The organism is Streptomyces sp. SL06 (assembly GCF_058244745.1).
Map to the genome: position 1 here is coordinate 3,923,214 of NZ_JBSYOT010000002.1, position 26,912 is coordinate 3,950,125.

The following is a 26,912-nucleotide window of genomic DNA, read 5'->3' on the forward strand; positions in this document are numbered from 1 at the left end:
CTCCGGTGGTCGCCCCCCCGCCCGGAGAATCCCTGCGCGAAATTCCTCTGCGCTCGTGTGAACCGGTCGGCCGGGTTCGCGCGATGAGGAGACGTGAGCGAAACGAGAAGCGACGGGGAGCTGCTGCGGGCCGTCGCCGCCGACGCCGACCGGCGGGCCTTCGAGGAGCTGTACCGCCGGTACGCGCCCTGGCTGACCGCCCGTATGCGCGGTCGCTGCGCGGATACCGCCGTCGTCGACGACGTCGTGCAGGAGACCTTCCTCGCGGTGTGGCGCGGCAGCGCGCGCTACCGGCGGGAGGGGGACGTGGCCGGCTGGCTGTGGCGGATCGGATCGCGGCGGCTCGTGGACGCACTGCGCGGCGACGGGGCGCGGGGCCGGCTGCGGCAGGCGCTGGCGCGGCTGCGGCACCGGGACGAGGTCTCGGCCGAGGAGCGGGTGCTTGCCGGGGTGGAGCACGGCGACCTGGCCGGCGCGCTGGTGCGGCTCTCCCCGGAGCTTCGCGCGGTGCTCCAGGCCACCGTCGTCGACGGGCTGACCACCCGCGAGGCGGCCGTCCTGCTCGGCATTCCGCCGGGCACGGTCAAGACGCGGGCGATGCGCGCCCGCCGGCAGCTGCGGGAGGCGCTGGCATGAGTACCGAGGACAGCCGTCGCCGGGGCACCTGGCATGTGGACGAGGACGATCTGCGGGCCTACGCCCGGGGCGGTCTCGCGGTGCCCGCGCTGTGGTCCGCCGACGCCCATCTGGCCGCCTGCGCGCGCTGCCGGGGCGTGCTCGCCCAAGTGGGTGACATCGCCGCACTGGACGCGGGGTGGGAGCGGCTCGACGCCGAGCTGGACGCGCCCCGGCCGGGCCGGTTCGAGGGGCTGCTGGTGCGGTGCGGCGTCGGAGACGGCACCGCGCGGCTGCTCGCGGCCACCCCCGTACTGCGCGGCTCCTGGCTGGGCGCGGTCGTCACGGTGCTGCTGCTGGCCTTCGCCGCCGCCTTCGCGGCCGGAGCCGTCGGCGCGCCCACCGTGTTCCTCGCCTTCGCCCCGCTCCTGCCGCTGGCCGGGGTGGCGCTCGCCTACGGGCCCGCGCTGGATCCGACGTACGAGATGGCGGTCGTCTCGCCGACGCACGGGTTCCGGCTGCTGATGATCCGTACGGTCGCCGTGCTGGTCGTGGCGCTGGGGGTCGGCGGTGTGGCGACCCTCGCCCTGCCGCAGTACGGGCCGGGCGCGCTGGCCTGGCTGCTGCCCGGCCTCGCGCTCACCGCGACCGGGCTCGCGCTGGCCCCCCGGCTGGGTCCGGTGGCCGCGCCGTCCGTGGTCGCGGGGGTCTGGGTGGCCGTGCTGCTGGCCGCGGACTCGGCGCGCGGCGCGGAGGGCGACCCGCTGGCGCCGTTCACCGCGGCCGGACAGGGCGTCTCGGGGCTGGTCGCCGTGCTGGCCGGCGGGCTGCTGTTCCTGTTGCGCGACCGGTTCAACGTCTTCGCGCGCGGTGCCGCGTGAGCCCCTCCTTCTTCTTGATCCTCCCTTCTTGATCCCCTTTTGATCTCTTTCCTGTACGGGAGTTCCCTATGACCCCCACCGTTTCCGCGGCCGGACTGTGTCTGAGCTACGGCCGCACCCGCGCCCTCGACGACGTGTCGCTGCGGCTGACCCCCGGCGTCACCGGGCTGCTCGGCCCCAACGGGGCCGGCAAGACCACGCTGCTGCGCGTGCTGGCCACCGCCGTGCCCGCCGACCGGGGCGCCGTCACCGTGCTCGGGCACGACCCCGGGACCTCGCGCGGCCGGCAGGAGGTGCGGCGGCGGCTGGGGTATCTGCCGCAGACCCCCGGCTTCCACCCGGACTTCACGGCCTTCGAGTTCGTCGACTACGTGGCCGTCCTGAAGGAGATGACCGGCCGCCAGGACCGGCACCGCGAGGTGCGGCGGGTGCTGGAGGAGGTCGACCTCGGGGAGGTGCGCGGCCGGAAGATCAAGAAGCTGTCCGGGGGCATGCGCCAGCGGGTCGCCCTCGCGGCGGCGCTGGTCGGGGAGCCCGGATTCCTGGTGCTCGACGAGCCCACCGTCGGGCTGGACCCGCGGCAGCGGATGCGGTTTCGGGAACTGATCGCCGGGGCCGGGGAGGGGCGGACCGTCCTGCTGTCCACCCACCAGACCGAGGACGTGGCGATGCTCTGCCACCGGGTCGTCGTCATGGCCGCGGGGTCGGTGCGGTTCGAGGGAACCCCGGCCGAGCTGACCGCGCGGGCCACCGGATGCGTGTGGAGCAGCGCGGAGCGTGACCCGGGCGCCAAGGCCGGGTGGCGGACCGGGGCCGGCTCCTTCCGGAACGTGGGCAGCCCGCCCGACGGCGCCGAGCTGCTCGAACCCACCCTGGAGGACGGCTACCTCCTCGCCCTCGACGGCACCGACGCGGAGGTGGCCGCGTGAGCGCCGTACTGACCCCCGCCCCGCCCGCGGTCCGGGCCGCCGCGCCCGGTGGGGTGCGGGCCGTGTTCGCCCTGGCCCTGTTCGAGGCGCGCAGGCTGCTCACGAGGGTTCCCGTGGTCGTCGCCTACGTGGCGCACGCCGCGTGGATCGTCTGGCACACGCGGGACTCCTGGGACGGGTACCCGGCGCTCCAGGACGTCGACCGGTCCACCCAGAGCGTGCCGATGCTGGTCGGCTTCGCCGTCCTGCTGTCCGCCGACTTCGCCGCCCTGCGCTCCGTGCGGTACGGCACCGGGCACCAGCTCGGTGTGCTGGCGATGCCGCCCTGGCGCCGGACGGCCGCCCACGCGCTGTCCGTCGTACCGGCCGCCCTGCTCACCGCGGTGCTGGTGGCCGGGCAGTTCGCCTGGGAGGCGTTCAAGCCGGGTGCGGTCGGACACGGTTCGCCGGCCGAGCTGGCCGTCGGGCCGCTGACGGTGCTGCTGTTCGGGATGCTCGGGGTGCTGCTGGGCCGGGTGGTGCGGGTGACGCTCGCCGGGCCGCTGCTCGTGGCCCTGCTGCTGTTCACCGTCGTCCTGGGCGCGCCCACCGGCGGCGCGAAGGGGCTGACGTGGCTGGCGCCGGTCGTCTTCGAGCAGGGTTCCCACGCCCTGCCCTCCGACCTGCTGGGACGGCCCGCCGCCTGGCACGCCCTGTATCTGGTCGGCGCCGTCCTGTGCGTGGCCTTCCTCGCGGTGCTCGCCTCCGGCGGGCGGAAACCGGCCGTCGGCGCGGGCGTCGCCGCCGGCCTGGCGCTGGCCGTGACGGGCGGGGTCCTCCAGGCCGGCGGCGTGGCGCCGTCGCCTGCGCTGACCGCGGCCCGCGAGCGCGCCTCGGTCCGTCCCGACCAGACCTGCGTCGAGCGCGGCGGCTCGACGTACTGCGCCTTTCCCGAGTGGGAGCCCCGCGTCGGCACCTGGGCCGGGGTCGTGGACCGGGTCCAGGCCCTCGCCGGCGGCTCCGCGCACGACCGGCGGCTCGTCGTACGGCAGCGGATCGACGCCCGGCACGGACTCGGGGCCGACACCGCGCTCGCCCCGCCGGCCGGGCCGGGCCGGGTGACCGTGGGCACCGCCTGGGGCGGCAACCGGGTCCCCGAGTTCTCCACCGCCGTCGCCGCCGTCCTGGTCACGGGCGACGAGAGGACCGCGAGCGAGCTGTGCGACGGGCGGACGGTCACCCTCATGTGGCTCGCGGTGAGCTGGCAGGACGACCCGGTGAACACCCTGCGCCGGGTCCGTCTCGACGACAGTGTGAAGGGGCCCGCGCTCGTCCTGTCGCCCACCGAGCCGCTGTCCATGACGGCGGGTCAGACCGATGTCGTACGCCGTCTGCTGGAGAAGCCGCGGTCCGGGGTGGGCGACCGGGTCAAGGCGCACTGGGCCGAGCTGACCGAGCCGGGCGTCACGACCGACCGGGCCGCGGAACTGCTGGGCGTGGCCGGACCGGGGCGGGTGGACTCGTGCGCGTAGTGGCACGGGCCCTGATCGGCCCGGTGTGGCGCACGCTGCCGTGGCGGGCCATGGCCGCGGCCGGCGCCCTCGGGCTGCTGCTCGCCGGTGCGCCGGCCGCCACCGGCGTGGAACCGACGCCCTGGCAGGCCCTCCTGCTGCTGCGGTTCGTCGCCCTGACCGGCGCGCTCGGGCTGGCCTTCCTGCTGGACGACCCCGCCCGGCACCTCACCGCTCCGGTACCGGCCGGGCGGCCCCTGCGGCAGGCGCTGCGGGCGGCCCTGGTCGCACCGCTCGCCGCCCTGTGGTGGACGGCCGCGCTGCTGCTCGTCCCCCCGGCGTCCCGGCCCCCGGCCGGTGGCGTCACGCTGGAGGCGGCGGCGGTGTGCGGCCTGGCGCTCGCCGGTGCCGCGGCGGTGGTACGGCTGACGGACGAGACGCGTCCGGGTCCCGCCGTCGCCCCGGCCCTGCTCCTGACGGCCGTCCTCGCGCCCCCGCTCACGCCGGAGGGCTGGGCGCTGTTCGTACCGCCCGGCGACCCGCGGTGGGCGGCGGCGCACGACCGGTGGGCGGTGCTGCCGGCGGTGGCGGCCGGGGTGTGGGCACTGTGCGGGCCGGAGCCGCTGGGAGGCGGGGCACGCGGAACACGGGCACGCGCGGCGGGCGGACCGGCGTGAGGCCGGGCGAGGCCCTGACCCCCGTGGGGTGGTGAGGGGCGCTCAGGTCTCCGTGCGGTACATCAGGTCCGTCTCGTGGGTGGTGAAACCGAGGCGTTCGTAGACGGCCACCGCGGCCTTGTTGTCGGCGTCGACGTACAGCATCGCGGTGGGCAGGCCCTGTTCCGCCAGGTGCCGCAGGCCGATGGTGGTCAGCGCCTTGCCCAGGCCGCCGCCCTGCGCGTCGGGGCGGATGCCGAGGACGTACACCTCGCCGAGCCGCTCCTCGGCGTGCACCTTCGTCCAGTGGAAGCCGATCAGCTCGCCGTCCCGCTCGGCCAGGAAGAACCCCGCCGGGTCGAACCACGCCTCGGACTCGCGGTCGTCGAGGTCCCGCTGGGTCAGGGAGCCCTGCTCGGGGTGGTGGGCGAAGGCGGCGGCGTTCACCGCGAGCCAGGCCGCGTCGTCCCGGCCGGGCACGAAGGCGCGCACGCTCACGCCCTTGGGCAGGCGCGGGTCCGGCAGGACCAGGTCGGCCAACGGGCGCCGCATTTGGCGGAGTTCGCGGAAGAGGCGCAGACCGAGCGCCTGCGCGAGATGCCGGGCGGCGGGGTGGCCGCCGTGTGCCCACACCCGCAGCCGCCTGCCGGACGCGGCGAGCAGCGCGGTGCCGAGGGCGCGCCCGTGCCCGTGCCCCCGGTGCGCGGGGTGGACGACCAGTTCGGCGGCCGGCGGCTCCACCGGGTCGGTGTCCTCCAGCTGGGCGTAGCCCACGAGTTCGCCGCCGTCCACGGTGAGCAGCAGGTGCGCCACGCCCTCCCGTGCGCCGCCGCGCAGTTGCAGCCGCCCCTGTTCGGACACGGCGTGCTGCCCGTCCTCGCGGGCGGCCTCGGCGAGCAGGGCGAGTACGGCGCCGGTCTGCTCCGGGGTGAGTTCGGCGAGGGTCTCGATCGAGCGGGGGCGGCCGGGCCGCGCGGTGTCGTCGCTGCTGGTCATGCGTACGAGGGTAAGGGGCGGATCCGGGAAAGCGGGGCGGTCGGAGCGAAGGGAAGGGGGCGGACGGGCGGAAGGGTAAACCCAGATGTAACCCGGAACCCCCTGTCGCGCTACGCGCGTTGACCATAGGCTGCTGCGCCGACGAGCCGTCTCCTCAGCGGCTCGCGCCACGCACACCCACAGGGGGGCGCATGCCAGCCACAGCACCGACGCACCGAACGCGCCGCAGACGCCGTACGAACCGTCTCCTCGCCGTCGCCGCCACCGTCGTCACCGCCGGGGCGCTCGCCGCCGCGGCGCTGCCGGCGTCCGCGAGCGCGGGCGGGAGCCAGCGGGGCGGCGGCCACGGCAAGGGGCACCACACGCCGAGCCGCTACCAGGACGTCCAGCTCCTCTCCTTCAACGACCTGCACGGCAATCTGGAGCCCCCGGCCGGTTCCTCGGGCCAGGTCACCGAGGTCCACCCGGACGGCACGACGGAGACGGTCGACGCGGGCGGCGTGGAGTACCTGGCCACGCATCTGCGCCAGGCCCGCAAGGGCAACCCGTACTCCGTCACCGCGGCCGGCGGCGACATGGTCGGCGCGTCCCCGCTGCTGTCCGGTCTCTTCCACGACGAGCCGACCATCGAGGCGCTGAACAAGCTCGACCTGGACGTGACGACCGTCGGCAACCACGAGTTCGACGAGGGCGCGAGGGAACTGGCGCGCCTGCAGAACGGCGGCTGCCACCCCACCGAGGGCTGCTACACGGACAAGCGGTTCAAGGGCGCCGACTTCCCGTACCTGGCGGCCAACGTCCTGGACGAGAAGACGAAGAAGCCCATCCTGAAGCCGTACTGGGTGTGGAAGCACAAGGACGTCAAGGTCGGTTTCATCGGCGTGACCCTCAAGGGCACCCCGGGCATCGTCTCGGCGGAGGGCGTCAAGGGCCTGACGTTCAAGGACGAGGTCGAGACGGTCAACAAGTACGCCGCGGAACTCCAGCGCCAGGGCGTGAAGTCGATCGTGGCCCTCATCCACGAGGGCGGCTTCCCGGCCTCGGCCTCCTACAACTACGACTGCGACTCCCCGGGCGCAGGCGACGGCGTCTCCGGACCGATCGTCGACATCGCGAGGAACATCTCGCCGCAGGTCGACGCGCTGGTCACGGGCCACACCCACAACGCGTACGTCTGCACCATCCCCGACCCCTCGGGCAAGCCCCGCATGGTCACCTCGGCCGCCTCCTTCGGCCGCCTGTACACGGACACGACGCTGACCTACGACCGCCGCACGGGTGACATCGCCCGTACGTCGGTGAAGTCGGCGAACCACGTGGTGACCCGGGACGTGCCGAAGGCGCCGGACATGACCCGCCTGATCAGCGACTGGAACACGCTGGCCGCCCCGATCGGCAACCGCCCCATCGGCTACATCTCCGGCGACATCTCCCGCGACGGCACGGAGTCCCCGCTGGGCGACCTGATCGCCGACGCGCAGCTCGCCCACGGCAGGGCGCAGGACCCGGAGACCGACCTGGCCCTGATGAACCCGGGCGGCATCCGCGCGCCCCTCACCTACGCGTCCACGGGCGACGAGGGCGACGGTGTGGTGACCTACGCCGAGGGCTTCACGGTCCAGCCCTTCGCCAACACGGTGAACCTCCAGGACTACACGGGCGCCCAGTTGGTCCAGGTCCTCAAGGAGCAGGTCGGCGGCGTGAACGAGGCGGCTCCGAAGATCCTCCAGGTGTCGTCCGGCCTGACCTACACCCTGGACCTGACGAAGACGGGCGAGGACCGGGTGGTCGCGGACTCCATCCGCCTCGACGGCGAGCCCATCGACCCGGCGGCCACCTACCGCGTCGCGTCGAACAGCTTCCTCGCGGACGGCGGCGACGGCTTCACGACGCTGGGCGAGGGCACGAACGAACTCGTCGGCGCGGACGACCTGACGGCGCTCGCGGACTATCTGGCGGCCAACTCCTCGGCGGCCGACCCGATCGCCCCGCCGGCGGCCGACCGGATCACGGTCGTGCGGTAGCCGGTAGCCGGTAGCCGGTTTCCGTGAGTCCCCGTGAGCCCCGCGAGTCCCCGGGAGTTCACGACCACTGACCCCCGTCGGCCGGGTTCACCTCCGGCGGGGGCACCGGCGCCCCCGGCAGCCGTACGGTCGCCACCGTCCCGTCGCCCTCGCCCTCGCCGTCCCCGGCCGCCGGGGTCAGTGTCACCTCGCCGCCCGCCTGCTGGACCGTGCGCGCCACGATCGACAGGCCCAGGCCCGAGCCGGGCAGCGCGCGGGCCGACGGAGAGCGCCAGAACCGGTCGAAGACGTGGGGGAGTTCGTCGGCGGGGATGCCGGGCCCGTGGTCGCGGACGGTGAGGACACCGTCGGCCAGCCGCACCTCGATGCTGCCGGACGCGGGGCTGAACTTCACCGCGTTGTCCAGGATGTTGACGACCGCGCGTTCCAGGGCGGCCGGCTCCGCCCGGACGTACCAGGGCCGTACGTCCGCCGTGATCGTCAGCTCCGGGCCGCGCAGGCGGGCCCGCCGCAGGGCCGACTCGACGACATCGTGCCAGGCCAGGATGCGGGTGCGGCCCTCGTGCTGGCCGGTGTCGGGGCGGGACAGCTCCTGGAGGTCGCCGATCAGCGCGGCCAGCTCGGTCATCTGCGCCTTCACCGAGGCGAGCAGCGCCTTGCGGTCCGCCTCCGGGATCGGGCGGCCGGTCTCCTCGCTGCGGGTGAGCAGTTCGATGTTCGTGCGCAGGGAGGTGAGCGGCGTGCGCAGCTCGTGGCCCGCGTCGGCGATGAGCTGCTGCTGGAGGTCGCGCGAGCTGGCCAGGGACGAGGTCATGCTGTTGAAGGAGCGGGAGAGGCGGGCGATCTCGTCCTCGCTGTCGTCCTCGACCGGGATGCGGACGGTGAGATCCTCGGTGCGGGCCACGTGCTCCACGGCCCGGGTCAGTTCGTCCACGGGGCGCAGACCGGTCCGGGCCACCCACAGGCCGGCGGCACCCGCCCCGACCACTCCCGCGCCCGCGACGAAGACGAGCACCAGCGCGAGATTGCTCAGCGAGCTGTTGACCTCGCTCAGCGGACGGGCGGCGCTGACGGCGACGCCCGACAGATCCGGCACGGCGTAGGTGAAGACGCGGTACTGGGTGCCGTCGGAGCCGGTGGCGTCGTGCAGCGCGTCGGAGGACGCGCCCTCGGCCACGGCGTGGTCGGCGTCGGTGAGCGGAACCTCCTCCGTGCCGATGATGAGACAGCTGCCGCCCTGCCGGTCCACGAGCTGAACGGACGAGCCGAAGGGGTTCTGCTCGTGTGCCACGGGGTCGTGGGCGCACAGGCCGGTGCGCAGATTGACGTACTGGCTGACCTGCTGCTTGTCCATGCGGTTCGCCTTCAGCGCCTCGTCCAGCGAACTCACCAGCACGCTCTTCACCACGAACCAGCACGCCACCGCCGCCGCCGCGACCGCGAACGCCACCGCCGCCGCGACCAGCAGCGACAGCCGCGCCCGGATGGGCAGCGTACGGAGCCGGCGGACGAGCCTCCTCACTCCGCGCCGCCCTGCCGCAGGACGTAGCCGACACCGCGGACGGTGTGCACGAGGCGCGGTTCGCCGCCCGCCTCGGTCTTGCGGCGCAGATACATGACGTACACGTCGAGGGAGTTGGACGACGGCTCGAAGTCGAAGCCCCAGACCGCCTTGAGGATCTGCTCCCGGGTGAGCACCTGGCGCGGGTGCGCCATGAACATCTCCAGGAGGGTGAACTCCGTACGGGTCAGCTCCACCGGCCGTCCGCCCCGCCTGACCTCCCGGGTCGCCAGGTCCATGGTCAGGTCGGCGAAGGCCAGGGTGTCGTCGTCCGCCGTGCCGGCGGAGACCGACGCCGCGTAGGAGCTGCGGCGCAGCAGCGCGCGGATACGGGCGAACAGCTCGTCCAGTTCGAAGGGCTTGACCAGGTAGTCGTCGGCGCCGGCGTCCAGGCCGGTGACCCGGTCGCCGACGGTGTCGCGGGCCGTGAGCATGAGGATCGGGGTCAGGTCGCCCGCGCCGCGGATCCGGCGGGCGGCGGTCAGGCCGTCCATGCGGGGCATCTGGATGTCGAGGACGACCAGGTCGGGCCGGTAGGCCGCCGCCTTCTCCAGGGCATCGGCGCCGTCGACGGCCACCTCGGTGTCGTACCCCTCGAAGGCGAGGCTGCGCTGGAGGGCTTCGCGGACCGCCGGCTCGTCGTCGACGATCAGGATGCGCTGGGTGTCACGGTCGCCTTCTGCGGGGCTCATGGGCTCGGGTTCCTCGGGTGCGGTGGGGTACGGGGCCGACAACGTCTTCAGCGTCGCACGTTCTCGTGCCCGCTCAGCTGTCGGCGCCCGCCCGCAGCGCGGACAGGTCGGCCTTGACCGTGTTGATGGGGATCGCGAAGCCGAGGCCGACGCTGCCCGAGGAGGCGGACGAGTCGGTCGCCGAGTACATCGCGGAGTTGATGCCGATGATGTTGCCGTTCATGTCGATCAGCGCGCCGCCGGAGTTGCCCGGGTTGAGGGAGGCGTCGGTCTGGATGGCCTTGTACGTCGTCGTGGACGAGCCGGTGTCGCCGTTGAACTGCTGGCCACCGAACTCGAACGGCCAGCCGCCGCCCTGCTGCTGCTCCTGCTGCTGCTGGCTCTCGTCCGTCGAGACGGTCACGTCACGGTTGAGGGCCGAGACGATGCCGCTGGTCACGGTGCCGGTCAGGCCCTCGGGGGAGCCGATGGCGACGACCTGGTCGCCGACCCCGAGGCCGTCCGAGTCGCCTAGGGTCGCGGTCTTGAGGCCGGAGGCGTTCTCCAGCTTGATCAGCGCGAGGTCCTTGCCGCTGTCGGTGCCCACGACCTGGGCGGTGTACTGCTTGCCGTCGCTGGTGGTCACCTTGACGGACGAGGCGCCGGACACCACGTGGTTGTTGGTGATGATCTCGCCGTCGCTGGTGATGATCACGCCGGAGCCGGTGGAGGAACCGGCGTTCGAGGTGGCGCTGATCTCGACGATGCTCGGGCTGACCGCCGCGGCGACCCCGGAGACGGTGCCCTTCTGGCTGGAGGGCACCACGCTGGTGCTGGTGGCGCTGGAGGCGACGGTGTCGCTGCCGGTCAGCTCCTGGATGCCGTAGGCGGTGCCGCCGCCGACGGCCGCCGCGACGATGGCCACGGCCGCGAGCAGGGCGACGGGTCCGCGCCGGGCGCCGCGCTTCCTGTGCGGCTGCTCGGGCTGCCCGTGGTGCACGGTCGGCGGCTCGGGCGGCTGGGCCGGCGGGGGCGGCCACTCGGGGCTGACGGGAGAAGAGGCGTGCTGGTGGGTTCCCAGGTACGGGTTCGCGTGCTCGTACTCGCCGTTGCGGCGGAGGCTCTCGGTCATGTCCATGAGCTTCCCGCCCCCGGATGAGAGCACCCTGAGTGCCGCCTGAGAAGCCCGGCAGAAGCTCGTATGCCCGATGTAAGGACGCCCGCCGGGGAGCTACGCGCAGCCGCAGGACTGCCGTACCACCAGTTGCGAGGGGAACACCTTCAGCCGCTCGCGCCGGGAGCCCACCACCCGCAGTCCGTCGTCCAGGACCAGGTCCACGGCGGAGCGCGCCATCGCCGACCGGTCCGAGGCGACCGTCGTCAGCGGCGGGTCGGCCAGCGCGGCTTCCTTGATGTCGTCGAAGCCGGCGACCGCAAGCTCTCCGGGGACGTCGATGCGCAGCTCGCGCGCCGCGCGCAGCAGGCCGATCGCCTGGTCGTCGGTGGAGCAGAAGATCGCGGGCGGGCGCTGCGGGCCGGCCAGCAGCTCCAGGCCCACGCGGTAGGCGTCGTAGCGGTTGTACGGCGCCTCGAAGAGCCGGCCCTCGGTCGGCAGCCCGGCCTCCTGCATCGCGCGCTTCCAGCCCTCCACGTGGTCGGAGACCGGGTCGCCGACGGCCGGGGTCTCGGCGGTACCGCCCATGCAGGCCACGTACGCGTACCCGTGCTCCAGCAGGTGGCGCACGGCGAGCTGGGCGCCGCCCAGGTCGTCGGTGACGACGGCCACGTCGTCGATGGCCTCGGGGCGCTCGTGCAGCAGGACGACGCGGGCGTCCCAGGCGTCGATCTCGGCGGCGGCGTTGTCGTTCAGCGCGTGGCTGACCAGGATGAGCCCGGAGACGCGCATGCCGAGGAAGGCGCGCAGATAGTGGACCTCGCGCTCGCCGACGTAGTCCGAATTGCCGACCAGCACCATTTTTCCGCGCTCGGAGGCGGCCCACTCGACCGCGTGCGCCATCTCCGCGAAGAACGGCTGGCGCGCGTCCGGCACGATCAGGCCTATGAGGTCCGTGCGCCGCGAGGCCATGGCCTGGGCGACCCGGTCCGGCCGGTACCCCAGTTCCTTGATCGCGGCGAGGACACGCTCGCGCGTGGCCGGGGCGACCGGCCGGGGTCCGTTGTTGATGACATAGCTGACGACGGCGGTCGAAGTCCCCGCCAGCCGCGCCACGTCATCCCGAGTCACCTTGGCCACGCGCGGAGTCTACGCGGATGGACCCGCTCCGGGCAGGGAGTATCACACCTTGGATGGCCTGGCCTCCGCGGCGTCCGCCGCGGGTGCCGCCGCCGGTGCCCCGGTCTGCTCCTGCTCGGGCGTCTGCGCCTGGGAGGACCTGGCCTTGCCGTCCTCCGCGGAGCGCTCCGTCTTCTCGGGCTTCTCCGGCGTGACGAAGCGGTAGCCGACGTTGCGGACGGTGCCGATCAGCGACTCGTGCTCGGGGCCGAGCTTGGCGCGCAGCCGCCGTACGTGCACGTCGACCGTGCGGGTGCCGCCGAAGTAGTCGTAGCCCCACACCTCCTGGAGGAGCTGGGCGCGGGTGAAGACCCGGCCGGGGTGCTGGGCGAGGTACTTCAGCAGCTCGAACTCCTTGAAGGTCAGGTCGAGGACCCGGCCCTTGAGCTTGGCGGAGTAGGTCGCCTCGTCCACCGAGAGGTCGCCGTTGCGGATCTCCATGGGGGAGTCGTCGCCGACGATCTGCTGCCGGCCCATGGCCAGCCGCAGCCGGGCCTCGACCTCCGCGGGTCCGGCGGTGTCGAGGAGCACGTCGTCGATGCCCCAGTCGGCGGTGACGGCGGCGAGGCCGCCCTCGGTGACGACGAGGATCAGCGGACAGCCGAGCCCGGTCGAGCGCAGCAGCTGGCACAGGCTGCGGACCTGGGGAAGGTCACGGCGCCCGTCGACGAGTATGACGTCGGCGCCGGGGGTGTCGACGAGTGCGGGGCCCTCCGCGGGGGCGACCCGGACGTTGTGCAGCAGCAGGCCGAGGGCGGGAAGCACCTCCGTCGACGGCTGAAGGGCGTTGGTCAGGAGCAGGAGAGAACTCATCGCGCTCCACCTGCCTGGGTTGTCCTGCGGTCGTGCACGGTTCGCTCGCCCATAACGTCTGGTTCCTCCCGGTCCCTGCGAGGACGTTTACGGCACTGCTTCGTACGGGTGCGGATCCCGTGACCTTGGGGCCCGCCGTGCGTCCGGGAGGTGAACGCCGCTCGACGCTCCCGAAAGCACGAAAGGACCCGGGGGCTACGTTGCCCGAGTCCTCTGCCCAGCAGAATAGCCGACATGAGCAAGCGACCGGCAGGTCATGTGGCGCGTTCCACCATTCGTCCGGATCCCGAGACGCCTGGAGAGGCGCCGCGCCGCACGCCCTCACGCACTTTCCTCCGCACCGCCGACGGGGTCCGGATCGACGCTGTATACGAACCGGGCGCGGGCGACCGCGCCGCCTCTGATCTGGTGTTCGTCGTCGCGCACGGCTTCACCGGGGACGCGGACCGGCCGCACGTGAGGCGGATCGCGGCGGCCCTCGCGCGGCACGGGGCGGTGGTCACCTTCTCCTTCCGGGGGCACGGCGCCTCCGGGGGGCGCTCCACCGTCGGCGACCGCGAGGTGCTCGACCTGGCGGCGGCGGTCGCCTGGGCGCGGGGCTTCGGGCACGCGCGCCTGGTGACCGTCGGCTTCTCCATGGGCGGCTCGGTGGTACTGCGGCACGCCGCCCTGTACGGCGACGCCCGCCCGGACGCCGTCGTGTCGGTGAGCGCCCCCGCCCGCTGGTACTACCGGGGTACGGCCCCCATGCGCCGGCTGCACTGGCTGGTGATGCGGCCCGCCGGGCGCCTGGTGGGCCGCTACGGGCTCCGTACCCGCATCCACCACCGCCAGTGGGACCCGGTGCCGCTGTCGCCGGTGGAGGCGGTGCCCGGGATCGCACCGACGCCCCTTCTGGTCGTGCACGGCGACCGGGACGGCTACTTTCCCGTCGACCACCCCCGGATGCTGGCCGAGGCGGCGGGTGACCACGGCGAACTCTGGCTGGAGCCCGGCATGGGCCACGCCGAGCACGCCTCGGACGAGGCCCTGCTGCACCGGATCGGCGACTGGGCCGCCTCCCGGGCGGGCTAGCCTGATGACGTGTTCACCGCCGATCGGCACGGACGCCGATCGGCACCGGCGACGAAGGAAGCAGATGGCAAAGGTCACGGTGCGCTACTGGGCCGCCGCGAAGGCCGCGGCGGGGGTGGCCGACGAGCCGTACGAGGCGGCCACGCTCGCCGACGCGCTCGGCGCGGTGCGCGAGCGGCACCCCGGCGAACTCACCCGTGTGCTGCCGCGCTGCTCGTTCCTCGTCGACGGGGATCCCGTGGGCACCCGCGGGCATGAGACGGTACGGCTGGCCGACGGCGGCACGGTCGAGGTGCTCCCGCCGTTCGCAGGAGGGTGAGATGACCAACCAGCCGCATCAGCCGCATCAGCCGCATCAGCCGCATCAGGGCTACGAGGGCTACGAGGGCTACGAGGGCTACGACGCCCAGGCGTGGCACGGGCAGCGGGCGTACCAGGGCCATGAGGACCCGGACGCCGCCCAGTACACGCAGCAGTGGCAGGGGCAGACCTGGGAGACGCAGGTGCAGCCGCCGGTCCCCGCGCAGGAGACGGCGTATCCGCCGCAGCAGCAGCCGTACTACCAGTCACCGCCGCAGACGTACGCCCCCCAGGCCCCCCAGCCCCAGCCCCACCCCCAGCCGTACGCGTTCCCCGCGCCCCCGGCCGCCCCGGAGGGCCCCGGGTACGGTCCCGCGACCGTCGTCGGGAACGCCCGGGTCACGGACGCGCAGCGGGCCCGAGCCGAGGGGCGTTCGCCGATCATCGACCCCGGGATGCAGCCCGCCCTGCTGACCGCGCTGCTCGGGCTGCTGCTGGCCGGCGCTGCGGCGCTCGGCACCTACGCCCTCCTCGTCCCGCTCGTCGCCCTCCAGGCGGTGACCGCGGCCGGCTGGTTCCGGCTGAACGGCATGTGGCCCGCCCGGCAGGGCATCGCGCTGGGCTTCGCCGCCGCGCTCGCCGCCGACGCGGCGATGCTGGTGTCGGACCGCTCCCCGGCGGCGCTCCTCGGCACGCTCGGGGTGTGGGTGCTGCTCTCCCTCGTGCTGCAACTGCGCTCGCACGCCGACCCCGACGAGCGGATCCACGGCCTGATGGCGACCGTCGCCGCGGCGGCCCTCGCCGTCCTCGCCGGCGGGTACCTGGCCGCCGCCGCGGACGCGGTGACGGTCGGCGCGATCGCGGTGGCCGTGGCCGCCGTGGTGCGCGCCCTGCCGCTGCCGACGCCGGTCTCCGTGGCCGTCGCGCTGCTCGCGGCGGCCGGGGCGGGCGCCGCGGCCGGTTCGGTGACGGACCTCGGGGCGCCGGGCGCGCTGCTCGGCGCGGGCGCGGCGGTCTGCGCGCTGATCGGCCTGCGGGTGGCGGCCTACGACTACCCCTCCCGGTTCGTCCACTTCACGGCGGGCGTGGCCCTGCCCCTCGCGGCCGCGGCACCGGCGGTGTACGTCCTGGGGCGGGCGCTCGGCTGAGCCGGGGCGCGCCCTGTCACAGGTGGTCGACAAAACCCCGGTGATCGTTGCCGGTCGGGTTAGTCTCGCGCGGGGCGGCCGCCGGTCGTCGGGCACCGCCGTTCGTCGACCGTCCAAGGTGGGGGAAAACACCACATGCGTGCATTGCGAATACTGTTGATCGTCGTCGTGATCCTGGGCGGCCTCTTCGTGATCGCCGACCGGGTCGCGGTCAACTTCGCCGAGGGCAAGGTGGCCGACAAGCTGCGGAGCAGCGAGAACCTGTCCTCGACGCCGGACGTGTCCATCAACGGTTTCCCCTTCCTCACCCAGGTAGCCCGCGGCGAGCTGGACGACGTGGAGGTCGGCATCGACGGCTACGAGGCATCCACGGGCGACGGCGGCGAGAAGATCCGCATCGACGACCTGCGGGCGCACATGAAGGGCGTCGAGTTCTCCGGCGACTTCGGCTCCGCCACCGCGTCCACCGCCACCGGCACCGCGACCGTCGGCTACGACGAGCTGATGAAGGCCGCCAAGTCCGAGCCCACGGACATCGCGCCCGGCGTCAGCGCCAAGGTCGTCGGCCTCTCCGACGGCGGCAACGGCAAGATCAAGGTGTCGCTGCGGGCCACGGTCCTCGGCGTCGAGGTGCCCGAGCCGGTCGACGTGCTCAGCTCGGTCACGGTCAAGGACAACAACGTCGAGGTCGTCGCCGACGGCCTGCCGAAGATCGGCGGCAAGCAGCTCGCCGAGTCCCGGATCCGGGCCATCACCGACTTTCAGCAGACCATCGACGAACTGCCCGGCGGCATAGAGCTGGACAAGGTCGAGGCGGCCAAGGGCGGCGTCGAGATCACGGTGAAGGGTTCGAACGTCAGGCTGGCCGGGTAGGACGACGGGCGGCGCGCCGAGCGGCGTCCGACAGGCGAGACGGCGCCGTCCGTACCGTAGATGCGACGGCGCGCGTCCCGGCCGGCCGACGCCCGGCGGTCTTCCGGAAGGGGTACCGATCCCGCATCCCGGACGATCGTGTCTCAGAATGCGACACATCGGTGACATGGCACGCTTTCCCTCCCTACGATCGGCATCATGAAGCGACAGGCGGATCTCACGAAGCGGCGGGCAGTGGACCTGTGCCGCGTTGCCGCCATGCTCTGTCGCGCCTTCTGAGCGGACGGCCCCGCCGCCGTCCGTTTTCCGCTCGCCCGCCCTGACCAGGGCGCCCGCGCGCCGCCACCGGCCTGAGCGCGCACTCCCTCGCACCGCACGCCCCCCCCCCGCCAACTGCCCCGGAGGAGAAATCATGAGCCGCAGTGACGTCCTGGTCGACGCCGACTGGCTGCAGGACCACCTGGACGACCCGGACATCGCGATCGTCGAGGTGGACGAGGACACGTCCGCCTACGAGAAGAACCACATCAGGAACGCGATCCGGATCGACTGGACCCAGGATCTCCAGGACCCGGTCCGCCGTGACTTCATCGACCAGGAGGGCTTCGAGAAGCTGCTCTCCGCGAAGGGCATCGCCAACGACACGCTGGTGATCCTCTACGGCGGCAACAACAACTGGTTCGCGTCCTACGCCTACTGGTACTTCAAGCTGTACGGCCACGAGAACGTCAAGCTTCTCGACGGCGGCCGCAAGAAGTGGGAGCTGGACGCCCGCGAGCTGGTTCCCGGCGACGAGGTGCCCCAGCGCCCGGCCACCGACTACAAGGCCAAGCCGCAGAACACCGCGATCCGCGCCTTCCGGGACGATGTCGTCGCCGCCATCGGCGCGCAGAACCTGGTCAACGTCCGCTCGCCCGACGAGTTCTCCGGCAAGCTGCTCGCCCCGGCCCACCTCCCGCAGGAGCAGTCGCAGCGTCCGGGCCACGTCCCGTCCGCCCGCAACATCCCGTGGTCGAAGAACGCCAACGACGACGGCACCTTCAAGTCGGACGACGAGCTGAAGCAGCTCTACACCGACGAGCAGGTCGACCTGGCGAAGGACACCATTGCCTACTGCCGCATCGGTGAGCGCTCGGCCCTGACCTGGTTCGTCCTGCACGAGCTGCTGGGCGTGGAGAACGTCAAGAACTACGACGGCTCCTGGACCGAGTACGGCTCCCTCGTCGGCGTGCCGATCGAGCTGGGCGCCGCGAAGTAAGCCACCCGACCGACCTTTCCCAACCCTTCAGGAGTACGACATGTGCGGAGCGAAGGCCGGCGGCCCCGACGCCTCGACGATCAAGCCCGGTGAGACCACGATCCAGGGTCACGTGACCCGCGACGGCGAGCCGGTGACGGGCTACGTCCGTCTGCTGGACGCCACCGGCGAGTTCACGGCGGAGGTCCCGACCTCCGCGACGGGCCAGTTCCGCTTCTACGCGGCCGAGGGCACCTGGACCGTCCGAGCGCTCGTCCCCGGCGGCACCGCCGACCGCACGGTCATCGCCCGGCAGGGCGGCCTGGCGGAGGTCGCGATCGCCGTCTGACGACGGCACGAAGGGGCCGCACCCCCGGGTTTCCACCCGGGATGCGGCCCCTTCGCCGTGTCCGCGCCCCGGATCTACGCTGGACGTATGTACGCACGGCGGCGGCACGTCTACTTCGCCATGATGGGGATCTGCATCGCGCTCTTCGTCCTGGCCTGGGGGGTCGTACGCCTGTGGTCCGTCCCGGCGGCCGTGGGCATGTGCGTGGTGGCCATGGTCATCCCGCCGGTGGCCGCGGTGGTCGCCAACCGCCGCGGCCCGGAGGACCGCTGGTGGGACGACCCCCGGACGACGCGGACTCCGACGACGCCGGCCGCCGTCGTGACGGACGGCGGCCCCCTCAGTAGACGAGGGCCTGGGTGTCCTCGGCGAGTGCCTCCTGTACGAAGACCTGCGCGCCCGCGATGCGTACGCCCTCGATGACGTCCTTCTCCGTGAGGTCGCGGCGGGCCGCGCACTGCGTGCACAGGGTCACCCGGCCGCCCGCCAGGAGCGAGTCCAGCAGGTCGGGCAGCGGCGCGGCGTGCGGCAGCTCGAACTCGGCCGCCCGGCCCGGCACCGCGAACCACGCGGACTCACCGGTCAGCCACAGCGACACGTCGACCCCACTGGCCACGGCCACCGCCGCCACCGTGAACGCCTGAGAGCACCGCTCGGGCGCGTCCGCCCCCGCCGTCACCTTGATCACGAGCTTCTTCGCCATGCCGGAAGCGTAGCCCTCGCGGGCGGCGTCAGACCGAGAAGGTGATCGTCACCAGCAGCGTCGCCACGCACAGGACGGTGAGCAGGCCGCTGACGGTGGCGCCGTCCAGCCGCACCCGGCGCCTGGCCCGGTGTCTCGGCGGGTGCGCCGGGTGGAACGGGGGGATGCCGAAGCCGGGGGAGAGGGGAGCCTTGTCCCGCCGGGGCGCGAGCCGCTGCGCCCGCCGGCACTCCTCGTACGGCAGTCCGTCGTCGCGCGTCATCCCGCGTGCTCCTTGCGCCGGTGCTGGCGCAGCAGGACGTTCGCGTCCGTCACCGCGCTGTGGTCGAACTCCGCCCGCGCGGCCTCCCGCCGGTCCGCCAGCCAGGCGCAGGCGTCGCAGCCGGGGACGGGCACGGGCGGCCGGTCCGGGTCGCCCGGGGCCGGCGGCCGGGCCGACGTGCGCTCGTTCGCGGCGCGCAGCCCCGCCCTGATGCGCTCCCGGTCGGTGGCCCTGCGCAGCCCGGCCGGTTCCGCCTCCCACTCCCGGCCGCCGCCGAGCGGGCGGAGCATCGCGTGGGGCCCGGTCAGGCCCCGGTACTCACCGACCTTCTCGGTGACGGGGTCGTACAGCACGGTGCCGGGCTCGAAGGTGGCCGGTTCCACACCCACGGGTCGCTCCTTACGTCAACATCTATACGGAATGCGATAGTTGCCCTACTCTGCGTAGCGGTGGGCAGTAAGAGCATGACCCAGACCGGGGGTCGCCAAGCTCGAAACAGCCGCTAGTGCCACAACGGGCGCTCCACATTCCACAAATTCCACAGCCGGGAGGGGTGCCGGTGCCGCAGCGGAGGGCGATCACGGGTCGCAGTCAGGAACCGAGGGCACGGTTCGCGGAGGAGCTGAGGTTGCTCCGGCGCACGCGGGGCGTGTCCCTGCGGGTCGTGGCGGAGGCGGTGGGATGGGACGCGTCCCAGTTCGGAAAGATGGAGAACGGCCATACGCTGGGCGGCCCGGAGATCGTGGAGGCGCTGGACCAGTACTACGGCACGACCGGGATGCTGCTCACACTGTGGGAGCTGGCGGTGGCCGATCCGACGCAGTTCAAGGAGCGATATCGGCGGTACATGATCCTTGAGGCCGAGGCGGTGAGTATGTGGCACTACGCCGCCTCGAACCTGCCTGGGGTGCTTCAAACAGCCGAGTACGCGGCCGAGTTGCTCAAACAGGGCGGACTCGATGGCGGGGAGCTGGACGCCCAGGTAGCGGCCCGCCTGGGACGGCGCGAGCTACTGCTGGCGCCCGACGGCCCGCAGTTCCGCACCATCCTCTCCGAGGCGGTGCTGCGCAGTCCGCTACGTGACCAGGGCGAATGGCGGGCGCAGCTCGGCCATCTCGCCGCGATGACTGAGCGCGCCAATGTCATCATCCAGGTGCTGCCCTGGAGTGAGGGGCTGCACGGGCTGACAAACACCGACGCCATGTTCCTGCGGGGGCCAGACGGCCGGACCGTAGCCTGGGTCGAGACGGGCTACTCGGGCGAACTGGTACAGGAGACAACGGCAGTCGACCAGCTTCAGCTCCGATACGATCGGGTGCGCGATACGGCCCTGTCCCCGGGCGAGTCGCGGGAGTTCATTGAGCGGATGCCGGAGGAAGCGCCATGCGAGCCATCGACCTGAATACGATCACCTGGCGCAAGAGCAGCTACAGCAATCAGGACGGCGGTCAGTGCGTTGAGGTCTCTGACGATCTCCTTCGCGCCGCCGACTGGCATCGGAGCAGTTACAGCAATACGAGCGGCGGTGAGTGCGTCGAGGTCGCTCACAATCTTCCCTCCCTTGTGCCTGTGCGGGACAGTAAGGATCCCGCGCGCGGTGCGCTGGTGTTTGCCGCGCCCGTGTGGGCTGCCTTTGTGGACGGAGTGCGGCGGGAGGGGTCGGGAGGGGCTGCGTAGGTTTATCGAGCGGATGCTGGAGGAAGCACGATGCGGGCTATCGACCTGAGCACGATCACCTGGCACCGGAGCAGTTACAGCAATACGAGCGGTGGTGACTGCGTCGAGGTCTCCCACGATCTCCTTAGCGCTGTCGGCTGGCGCAAGAGCAGCTACAGCAACTCCGATGGCGGTCAGTGTGTCGAGGTCTCCGACGACCTCCTTCGCGCCGCCGACTGGCATCGGAGCAGCTACAGCAACGCGAGCGGCGGTGACTGCGTCGAGGTCGCCCACAATCTTCCCTCCCTTGTGCCTGTGCGGGACAGTAAGGATCCCGCTCGCGGTGCGCTCGTGTTCGCCGCGCCCGTGTGGGCCGCCTTCGTGGACGGAGTCCGGCGAGAAGAGCCGAGGTGGGCCGCGTAAGCTGGGGGCGGCCCTGTCGTATGCCCCCGGTCAAGGAGCACCCCGTGGAGATCTTCTTCGAAACCCTGCTGGTCCTGGTCTGCGTCGGCGTCCTCGCCTTCGCCGGTCTGACCGTGAAGAAGCTGTACCAGGGCCAGCGCTGATCACCGACGCCAGGAAGTACCGCTCATGATCGAGATCCCGTCCGACCTCCACAAGGACCTCGTCCCGCTCGTCTTCCTGCTCGGCGACTGGGCCGGTGCGGGCGTGCACGACTTCCCCGGCGACGAGAAGTGCAACTTCGGACAGGAGGTCTCCTTCACCCACGACGGCCGGGACTTCCTGGAGTACCAGTCGCACACCTGGGTGCTGGACCAGGACGGCAACAAGGTCCGCCCGCTGGAGTCCGAGCACGGCTTCTGGCGCATCGACCCGAACCGCAGGGTGGAGGTCACGATGACCCGCGACGACGGCGTCATCGAGATCTGGTACGGCGAGCTGGCCGACCAGAAGCCCCAGATCGACCTGGTGACCGACGCGGTGGCACGCACGGCCGCCTCCCGGCCGTACACCGGCGGCAAGCGGCTGTACGGCTATGTGAAGAGCGACCTGATGTGGGTCGGCGAGAAGCAGACCCCCGAGGTCGAGCTGCGCCCGTACATGTCGGCGCACCTGAAGAGGGTCGTCACCCCGGAGGATGTCGAGCGCTGGGCCAAGGCCCTGCCCGACGACATGCCCGACGACGGCATCGCCTTCTTCAAGTAGTCCTAGACTCAGGGGTGTGGTGAGCACCGACTGGAAAAGCGACCTCAGACAGCGCGGCTACCGGCTGACCCCGCAGCGGCAGCTGGTGCTCGAAGCCGTGGACACCCTGGAGCACGCGACCCCCGACGACATCCTCGGCCAAGTGAGGAAGACGGCGTCGGGGGTCAACATTTCCACCGTCTACCGCACGCTGGAGCTTCTGGAGGAACTGGGCCTGGTCTCGCACGCCCACCTCGGGCACGGCGCGCCCACCTACCACCTGGCCGACCGGCACCACCACATCCACCTGGTCTGCCGGGACTGCACCAATGTGATCGAGGCCGATCTGTCGGTGGCCGCCGAGTTCACCGCCAAGCTGCGCGAGCAGTTCGGCTTCGACACCGACATGAAGCACTTCGCGATCTTCGGGCGGTGCCGGGACTGCTCCCTGAAGGGCCCGGCCGCCGAGTCGTAGGCTAGGCGTATGAAGAGCCCTCTGCTGTCCCTGCCCGGCGCGGTCCCCGCCGAGGGCGTGGACGAAGGCGTCGCCGCCCACTACGGCGACCTGTTCCGCGAACAGCGCGCCCTCGCCGAGGGCAACGGCTTCGTCGACCTCTCGCACCGCGGCGTCGTCACCGTCACCGGCGACGACCGGCTGAGCTGGCTGCACCTGCTGCTCACCCAGCACGTCAGCGAGCTGCCCGCAGGCCAGGCCACCGAGGCGCTGATCCTCTCCGCCAACGGACACATCGAGCACGCCCTGTACCTCGTGGACGACGGCACGACCGTCTGGGCCCATGTGGAACCGGGCAGCCAGGAGGCGCTGATCGCCTACCTGGAGTCCATGAAGTTCTTCTACCGGGTCGAGGTCGCCGACCGCACCGCCGACATCGCGGTCCTGCACCTGCCCGCCGGGTCCATCGCCGAGGCCCCCGCGGGCGTCGCCGTGCGCGAGACGCCGTACGGCAGGGATCTGTTCCTGCCGCGCGACGAGCTGGAGGCGTTCGCGGCCGAGGCCGGGCCGCCGGCCGGGATCCTCGCCCACGAGGCGCTGCGCGTCGAGCACCACCGGCCCCGCGTCGGCTTCGAGACCGACCACCGGACCATCCCGCACGAGCTGGGCTGGATCGGTACGGCGGTGCATCTCCAGAAGGGCTGCTACCGCGGGCAGGAGACCGTCGCCCGGGTGCACAACCTCGGCAAGCCGCCGCGCCGCCTGGTCTTCCTGCACCTGGACGGCAGCGAGGTCCGCCTGCCGCCGAGCGGCGCCGAGGTGCGCCTGGCCGACGACGGCCCCGAAGGGCGGAGGATCGGCTTCGTCACCACGTCCGCCCGCCACCACGAGCTGGGACCGGTCGCCCTCGCCCTGGTGAAGCGGAACATCCCGGTGGACGCCCGGCTGATGGCCGAGGACACGGCGGCGGCCCAGGAGACGGTCGTCGAGCCGTAGCGGCCTAGACCTCGATCAGTACGGTGAACGGGCCGTCGTTCGTCAGCGCCACCCGCATCCGCGCGCCGAAGCGGCCCGTCGCCACCGTCGCGCCCAGGGCGCGCAGCCGGGCCACGACCTCCTCGACGAGCGGTTCGGCCACGGCGCCGGGCGCGGCGGCGTTCCAGGTGGGGCGGCGGCCCTTGCGGGCATCGCCGTAGAGGGTGAACTGACTGATCACCAGCAGCGGGGCCGCCGTGTCGCTGCACGACTTCTCGTCGGCCAGGATCCGCAGCGACCACAGCTTGCGGGCCAGCTGCGCCGCCTTCTCCCCGGTGTCGTCGTGGGTGACACCGACCAGGACGCACAGGCCCTCGCCCTCGATCGCGCCCACGGTCTCGCCGTCCACGACGACGCTCGCGCCGTCCACCCTCTGCACCACTGCACGCATGAGGCCCATGATGCCGTGCGGCCCCGGACACCTCGCGGGCGGGCCGTACGGGGCATTCTTTTCGCTCCGTAACCCCCCATCTGGGGCCGATCATGGGCACTCGGTCACATAGCGGGTACCGGGGGTGGCACGATGCTCTCCGGACGCCGGTCGAGGGGACGGTTGAGGTACATGAGCACACCGAGTACGGGGCAGCAGCCGCCTGGCGCTGTCGCGTTGACATGTCCGGACGGCCTGGAGGCGCCCCGGCCGCCCGTGCAGCGCACGGACAGCCCGGAGCTGCCCGTGGCTCCCCCGGCGCGCGACCTGACCGCACTGAGCCTGCCGGAGCTGCGCACCCTGCGCCGGGACGCCCAGCGCGAGGAGGCCGACCTCAGCTATGTACGGCGGCTGTTGCAGGGCCGTATCGACATCCTGCGGGCGGAGCTGGCGCGGCGCGGTCCTGCGGCCGTGCTGACCACCGCGACGACCGGGCCCGTGGTCGAGCGGCTGTCGGAGATCCTGACCGACGCCCCGGCCCGGCAGCGTTCCTCCGCCCGCCATGTGACGCTGGGCACCCCGCGGACCGAGGAGTGCCGGCGGCTGGCCGCGGAGATGCTCGGCGAGGTGGGGCTGTCCGATCTGACGGCCCGCACCGATGTCGAGCTGACCGCCGGGATGGGCCGCCTCGTACGCTACGAGCAGCAGGTCTCCCGGCGCAGGCAGCGGCTCCAGCGCACCGCCGACGGCTGCGGCGCGGAGATCACGCGCCGGTACCGTGAGGGGGAAGCACAAGTCGACGACCTGCTCGTGTGACACGCGGGGCGGCCCAGCGCGCCGCCCCGCGGGGCCCGGTGATCCCGGGCCGTCGCCGTGGCGGGTCACCCGTCCGGAAGGCCATCGCCGATGCCCGCGCCCCAGCCCCCGCAACCGTCCAGGAACGCGCCCACCTCCGCCCTCTCGCCGGTCGTGGCGCCCGTCCTCGCCGAGGTCGTGCGGTCCGGCTTCGTCGAGGGGCGGCACCGGGGGAGCCTGGTCGTGCTGGGTGCCGACGGGGCCGTGGAGCTGGCGCTCGGAGAGGTGACGGAGCCGGTCTTCCCGCGCTCCTGCAACAAGCCGATGCAGGCGGCGGGCGTGCTGCGGGCCGGCCTCGACCTCGCCGGGGAGCGGCTGGCGCTGGCCGCCGCGAGCCACTCGGGAGAGCCCTTCCACCGGGACCTGGTCCGCAGGATGCTGGGCGAGCACGGTCTGGACCCGGGCCTGCTCCAGTGCCCGGCCGACCTGCCGCTGGACCCCGAGGAGCGGACGACGTACCTGGCCTCGGGGGCGGCGCCCGACCGCATCACCATGAACTGCTCGGGCAAGCACACCGCGATGCTGGCCGCCTGCGCCCTGCGGGGCTGGCCGCTGGAGACGTACCTCGACCCGGACCACCCGCTCCAGCGGATCGTCCACAGGGTTGTGGAGGACGCGGCGGGCGAGCCGGTCGCGGCCGTCGGTACGGACGGGTGCGGGGCGCCGCTGATGGCGATCAGCCTGGTCGGGCTGGCCCGCGCCTTCCGCTCCTTCGTCGGCGCCGAGCCCGGCTCGCCGGAGCGCCGGGTCGCCGACGCGATGCGCGCCCACCCCGAGTACGTCGCCGGCACCCGCCGCGCCGACACCTGGCTGATGCGCGAGGTGCCCGGCACGCTGTCCAAGATGGGCGCGGAGGCCGTCCAGGCGGTGGCCCTCCCGGACGGCCGCGCCCTGGCCTTCAAGGTGGAGGACGGCGCGACCCGCGCCCTCGGCCCGGTACTGTCCCGCGCGCTGACCCTGCTGGGCGTGACGTCCCCGGCAGTCACCCGCATCGGCCACGCACCGCTGCTGGGGGGCGGGGGTGTGGTGGGGGAGATCAGGGCGGCGTTCTGAGGGGCGTGGGGCGGCCGGGTGAGGGGCGCGGTCGTCCGGGGGCCCGAAAATCCGCGCGACCACGGTGCGGTCGTCGACCTACGGTGAGGGCATGACCCGCCGTGCCGACATTGACGTACGTCCCATCACCGAGGCCGAGTTCGCCGACTGGAACCGCGCCCTGAACACCGGCTTCCTGAGACCCCCGAACGTGCCCGAGGAACAACTGGAGGGCCGCCGGGCCCAGTTCGTGCCGGGCCGGCTGCTCGGCGCCTTCGACGGAGAGCGCTGCGTGGCGACCTACCGGTCCTTCGACCAGGAGGTCACCGCCGTCGGAGGCGCGCTCGTCAGGGCCGACGCGATCTCCAACGTCACCGTCACCCCGACCCACCGCCGCCGCGGCCTGCTCACCCGCATGATGGCCCAGGACCTCACGGCGGCGAAGGACCGCGGTGACGTGGTCGCCACCCTGATCGCCGCCGAGTACCCGATCTACGGCCGGTACGGCTTCGGCCCCGCCACCACCGCGGCCGAGTGGGCGGTCGACGTGCCCCGCGCCGGTCTCGACCCGCGCCGGGCGGTCCCGGCGGACGGCGGCCGTATCGACCTCGTGGACCCCGGGGACATCCGCAAACTCGGCCCCGAGCTGCACGAGCGGCTGCGCCGGGCCCAGCCGGGCGCGGTCAGCCGCGCGGACCTGTGGTGGCAGACCAGGACCGGAGCCGTCGCCGTGGACGGCACCCCCTGGGTCGAGCCCTTCTTCGCGGTGTACCGCTCGGCGGCCGGCGAGGCCGAGGGCATCGTCTCCTACCGGACCGACGACCACTGGGGCGACGCCAAGCAGCCGCTGAACACGGCGACCGTCGACTGGCTGGAGGCCGTGACCCCGGCCGCCGAGCGCGCGCTGTGGCACTACCTGTGCTCGATCGACTGGATCGTGACGGTGAAGAGCGGCCGGCGGGCCCCCGACGACCTGCTCCCGCACCTCCTGCCCGACCCGCGCGCGGCCAGGATCACCTCCCGGGCGGACTGGCTGTGGGTGCGGATCCTGGACGTTGTACGGGCGCTGGAGGCGCGGACGTACGAGGGGCAGGGGTCGCTGGTGCTGGAGGTCGCCGACCCGGGCGGACTGACCGGCGGGCGGTGGCGGCTGGAGGCCGGAGCGGACGGGGCGTCCTGCACGCCGACCACCGAGAGCGCCCATCTCGTGCTCGACGTGGCCGAGCTGGGGACGCTGTGGCTGGGCGACGAGTCGGCCGTACGGCTGGCCGCGCTCGGCCGGGTCGGGGAAGAACGAGCGGGCGCCGCCCGTGTGGTCGACGCCCTGCTGCGTACGTCCAGGCGGCCTTGGTGCCCGGACATGTTCTGAGCCGACTCCCTTCTGCCGGTGACGGTCGGGTGTGCGCATCCGTAGCGCGTGCTCTTGCTGCTTTTCGGTTGTGGCCGTGCTTTTCGGTTGTGGCTGTGCGATGTGCCGTATGCGGTTGTG

At 72.8% G+C, this 26,912-nt stretch carries 32 protein-coding genes and 1 pseudogene; 23 read left to right on the forward strand and 10 right to left on the reverse strand.

Features of this window, described 5'->3' with window-relative positions; all coding sequences use genetic code 11:
- The first annotated feature begins 93 nt into the window (after positions 1–93).
- The 5 genes from AC4IHM_RS17940 to AC4IHM_RS17960 all read left to right on the forward strand — a co-directional run bounded on the left by AC4IHM_RS17940 (position 94) and on the right by AC4IHM_RS17960 (position 4,592).
- A complete protein-coding gene (locus AC4IHM_RS17940; RefSeq protein WP_490868029.1) occupies positions 94–636 on the forward strand; it encodes an RNA polymerase sigma factor in 543 nt (180 codons plus the stop codon).
- Positions 633–1,496, forward strand: a complete 864-nt coding sequence (locus tag AC4IHM_RS17945; RefSeq protein ID WP_490868030.1) for a zf-HC2 domain-containing protein — start codon at positions 633–635, stop codon at positions 1,494–1,496. The genes AC4IHM_RS17940 and AC4IHM_RS17945 overlap by 4 nt, the downstream gene beginning before the upstream one ends.
- Positions 1,497–1,564: 68 nt before the next feature.
- A complete protein-coding gene (locus AC4IHM_RS17950; protein WP_490868031.1) occupies positions 1,565–2,425 on the forward strand; it encodes an ABC transporter ATP-binding protein in 861 nt (286 codons plus the stop codon).
- Entirely contained in the window at positions 2,422–3,936 is a 1,515-nt protein-coding gene (locus AC4IHM_RS17955) for an ABC transporter permease (RefSeq protein ID WP_490868032.1), read from the forward strand. Before AC4IHM_RS17950 ends, AC4IHM_RS17955 begins: the two co-directional genes overlap by 4 nt.
- Before the next feature lie 50 nt (positions 3,937–3,986).
- Positions 3,987–4,592 carry an ABC transporter gene (locus AC4IHM_RS17960; RefSeq protein WP_490870856.1) on the forward strand — a complete coding sequence of 202 codons (606 nt, stop codon included), beginning with the start codon at positions 3,987–3,989 and terminating at the stop codon, positions 4,590–4,592.
- A gap of 42 nt (positions 4,593–4,634) precedes the next feature.
- Here AC4IHM_RS17960 and mshD read toward each other — a convergent pair whose 3' ends face one another.
- Positions 4,635–5,567 (reverse strand): mycothiol synthase, encoded by a 933-nt coding sequence (gene mshD, locus AC4IHM_RS17965; protein WP_490868033.1) that lies wholly within the window; start codon positions 5,565–5,567, stop codon positions 4,635–4,637.
- Between the two features lie 191 nt (positions 5,568–5,758).
- Between mshD and AC4IHM_RS17970 the strand changes: the two genes are divergently transcribed.
- Positions 5,759–7,591, forward strand: coding sequence for a bifunctional metallophosphatase/5'-nucleotidase (locus tag AC4IHM_RS17970; protein WP_490868034.1), 1,833 nt, complete (start codon positions 5,759–5,761; stop codon positions 7,589–7,591).
- Between the two features lie 58 nt (positions 7,592–7,649).
- On the opposite strand, the gene AC4IHM_RS17975 is transcribed toward AC4IHM_RS17970, so the two are convergent.
- From AC4IHM_RS17975 to AC4IHM_RS17995, 5 genes are all read right to left on the reverse strand, one after another.
- The gene (locus tag AC4IHM_RS17975) at positions 7,650–9,113 is read right to left on the reverse strand and encodes a sensor histidine kinase (RefSeq protein WP_490868035.1); all 1,464 of its coding nucleotides are present in this window, start codon (positions 9,111–9,113) and stop codon (positions 7,650–7,652) included.
- Entirely contained in the window at positions 9,110–9,844 is a 735-nt protein-coding gene (locus AC4IHM_RS17980; protein ID WP_490868036.1) for a response regulator transcription factor, read from the reverse strand. Before AC4IHM_RS17980 ends, AC4IHM_RS17975 begins: the two co-directional genes overlap by 4 nt.
- Before the next feature lie 73 nt (positions 9,845–9,917).
- Complete coding sequence (locus tag AC4IHM_RS17985) at positions 9,918–10,955, reverse strand: S1C family serine protease (protein WP_490868037.1); 1,038 nt, start codon at positions 10,953–10,955, stop codon at positions 9,918–9,920.
- A gap of 99 nt (positions 10,956–11,054) precedes the next feature.
- The gene (locus AC4IHM_RS17990; protein ID WP_490868038.1) at positions 11,055–12,077 is read right to left on the reverse strand and encodes a LacI family DNA-binding transcriptional regulator; all 1,023 of its coding nucleotides are present in this window, start codon (positions 12,075–12,077) and stop codon (positions 11,055–11,057) included.
- Between the two features lie 42 nt (positions 12,078–12,119).
- Positions 12,120–12,929, reverse strand: coding sequence for a response regulator transcription factor (locus AC4IHM_RS17995; RefSeq protein ID WP_490868039.1), 810 nt, complete (start codon positions 12,927–12,929; stop codon positions 12,120–12,122).
- 234 nt (positions 12,930–13,163) lie between these two features.
- On the opposite strand from AC4IHM_RS17995, the gene AC4IHM_RS18000 reads away from it, so the two are divergent.
- The 8 genes and pseudogenes from AC4IHM_RS18000 (at position 13,164) to AC4IHM_RS18035 (ending at position 18,257) form a co-directional block, all read left to right on the forward strand.
- Positions 13,164–14,003: an alpha/beta hydrolase gene (locus tag AC4IHM_RS18000; RefSeq protein WP_490868040.1), complete on the forward strand. Its 840-nt coding sequence runs from the start codon at positions 13,164–13,166 to the stop codon at positions 14,001–14,003.
- A gap of 64 nt (positions 14,004–14,067) precedes the next feature.
- The gene (locus AC4IHM_RS18005; RefSeq protein WP_490868041.1) at positions 14,068–14,322 is read left to right on the forward strand and encodes a MoaD/ThiS family protein; all 255 of its coding nucleotides are present in this window, start codon (positions 14,068–14,070) and stop codon (positions 14,320–14,322) included.
- A 1-nt stretch (position 14,323) separates the two neighbouring features.
- Positions 14,324–15,451 (forward strand): hypothetical protein, encoded by a 1,128-nt coding sequence (locus AC4IHM_RS18010; RefSeq protein WP_490868042.1) that lies wholly within the window; start codon positions 14,324–14,326, stop codon positions 15,449–15,451.
- 135 nt (positions 15,452–15,586) lie between these two features.
- On the forward strand, positions 15,587–16,324 hold the full coding sequence (locus tag AC4IHM_RS18015; protein WP_490868043.1) for an LmeA family phospholipid-binding protein: 738 nt from the start codon (positions 15,587–15,589) through the stop codon (positions 16,322–16,324).
- A 198-nt stretch (positions 16,325–16,522) separates the two neighbouring features.
- On the forward strand, positions 16,523–16,603 hold the full coding sequence (locus AC4IHM_RS18020) for a putative leader peptide (RefSeq protein WP_355172694.1): 81 nt from the start codon (positions 16,523–16,525) through the stop codon (positions 16,601–16,603).
- Positions 16,604–16,736: 133 nt separating this feature from the next.
- The gene (locus AC4IHM_RS18025; protein ID WP_490868044.1) at positions 16,737–17,582 is read left to right on the forward strand and encodes a sulfurtransferase; all 846 of its coding nucleotides are present in this window, start codon (positions 16,737–16,739) and stop codon (positions 17,580–17,582) included.
- 40 nt (positions 17,583–17,622) lie between these two features.
- Positions 17,623–17,910 carry a DUF1416 domain-containing protein gene (locus tag AC4IHM_RS18030; protein ID WP_490868045.1) on the forward strand — a complete coding sequence of 96 codons (288 nt, stop codon included), beginning with the start codon at positions 17,623–17,625 and terminating at the stop codon, positions 17,908–17,910.
- Between the two features lie 87 nt (positions 17,911–17,997).
- Positions 17,998–18,257: pseudogene (locus AC4IHM_RS18035) on the forward strand (DUF3099 domain-containing protein).
- Here AC4IHM_RS18035 and AC4IHM_RS18040 read toward each other — a convergent pair.
- The 3 genes from AC4IHM_RS18040 to AC4IHM_RS18050 are packed head-to-tail and all read right to left on the reverse strand — an operon-like array spanning position 18,251 to position 19,264.
- On the reverse strand, positions 18,251–18,613 hold the full coding sequence (locus AC4IHM_RS18040) for a DsrE family protein (RefSeq protein ID WP_358746547.1): 363 nt from the start codon (positions 18,611–18,613) through the stop codon (positions 18,251–18,253). The pseudogene AC4IHM_RS18035 and the gene AC4IHM_RS18040 overlap by 7 nt on opposite strands.
- A gap of 28 nt (positions 18,614–18,641) precedes the next feature.
- Complete coding sequence (locus tag AC4IHM_RS18045) at positions 18,642–18,875, reverse strand: hypothetical protein (protein WP_490868046.1); 234 nt, start codon at positions 18,873–18,875, stop codon at positions 18,642–18,644.
- On the reverse strand, positions 18,872–19,264 hold the full coding sequence (locus tag AC4IHM_RS18050; RefSeq protein ID WP_490868047.1) for a hypothetical protein: 393 nt from the start codon (positions 19,262–19,264) through the stop codon (positions 18,872–18,874). Before AC4IHM_RS18050 ends, AC4IHM_RS18045 begins: the two co-directional genes overlap by 4 nt.
- A gap of 170 nt (positions 19,265–19,434) precedes the next feature.
- Here AC4IHM_RS18050 and AC4IHM_RS18055 point away from each other — a divergent pair, with 170 nt between their 5' ends.
- From AC4IHM_RS18055 to ygfZ, 6 genes are all read left to right on the forward strand, one after another.
- Positions 19,435–20,277, forward strand: coding sequence for a helix-turn-helix domain-containing protein (locus tag AC4IHM_RS18055; RefSeq protein ID WP_490870857.1), 843 nt, complete (start codon positions 19,435–19,437; stop codon positions 20,275–20,277).
- Positions 20,259–20,552 (forward strand): DUF397 domain-containing protein, encoded by a 294-nt coding sequence (locus tag AC4IHM_RS18060; protein WP_490868048.1) that lies wholly within the window; start codon positions 20,259–20,261, stop codon positions 20,550–20,552. The genes AC4IHM_RS18055 and AC4IHM_RS18060 overlap by 19 nt, the downstream gene beginning before the upstream one ends.
- A gap of 30 nt (positions 20,553–20,582) precedes the next feature.
- Positions 20,583–20,954, forward strand: a complete 372-nt coding sequence (locus AC4IHM_RS18065; protein ID WP_490868049.1) for a DUF397 domain-containing protein — start codon at positions 20,583–20,585, stop codon at positions 20,952–20,954.
- A gap of 168 nt (positions 20,955–21,122) precedes the next feature.
- Positions 21,123–21,698, forward strand: coding sequence for a nitrobindin family protein (locus AC4IHM_RS18070; RefSeq protein ID WP_490868050.1), 576 nt, complete (start codon positions 21,123–21,125; stop codon positions 21,696–21,698).
- 16 nt (positions 21,699–21,714) lie between these two features.
- Entirely contained in the window at positions 21,715–22,152 is a 438-nt protein-coding gene (locus AC4IHM_RS18075; RefSeq protein ID WP_490868051.1) for a Fur family transcriptional regulator, read from the forward strand.
- Positions 22,153–22,161: 9 nt separating this feature from the next.
- Positions 22,162–23,127, forward strand: coding sequence for a CAF17-like 4Fe-4S cluster assembly/insertion protein YgfZ (ygfZ, locus tag AC4IHM_RS18080; protein ID WP_490868052.1), 966 nt, complete (start codon positions 22,162–22,164; stop codon positions 23,125–23,127).
- Between the two features lie 4 nt (positions 23,128–23,131).
- Here the strand turns inward: ygfZ and dtd are convergent, their stop codons facing one another.
- Positions 23,132–23,557 (reverse strand): D-aminoacyl-tRNA deacylase, encoded by a 426-nt coding sequence (gene dtd, locus AC4IHM_RS18085; protein WP_490868053.1) that lies wholly within the window; start codon positions 23,555–23,557, stop codon positions 23,132–23,134.
- A 171-nt stretch (positions 23,558–23,728) separates the two neighbouring features.
- On the opposite strand from dtd, the gene AC4IHM_RS18090 reads away from it, so the two are divergent.
- From AC4IHM_RS18090 to AC4IHM_RS18100, 3 genes are all read left to right on the forward strand, one after another.
- Positions 23,729–24,352: an RsiG family protein gene (locus tag AC4IHM_RS18090; protein ID WP_490868054.1), complete on the forward strand. Its 624-nt coding sequence runs from the start codon at positions 23,729–23,731 to the stop codon at positions 24,350–24,352.
- Between the two features lie 90 nt (positions 24,353–24,442).
- Complete coding sequence (locus tag AC4IHM_RS18095; RefSeq protein ID WP_490868055.1) at positions 24,443–25,444, forward strand: asparaginase; 1,002 nt, start codon at positions 24,443–24,445, stop codon at positions 25,442–25,444.
- A gap of 91 nt (positions 25,445–25,535) precedes the next feature.
- Entirely contained in the window at positions 25,536–26,792 is a 1,257-nt protein-coding gene (locus tag AC4IHM_RS18100; RefSeq protein ID WP_490868056.1) for a GNAT family N-acetyltransferase, read from the forward strand.
- Positions 26,793–26,912 lie beyond the last annotated feature (120 nt).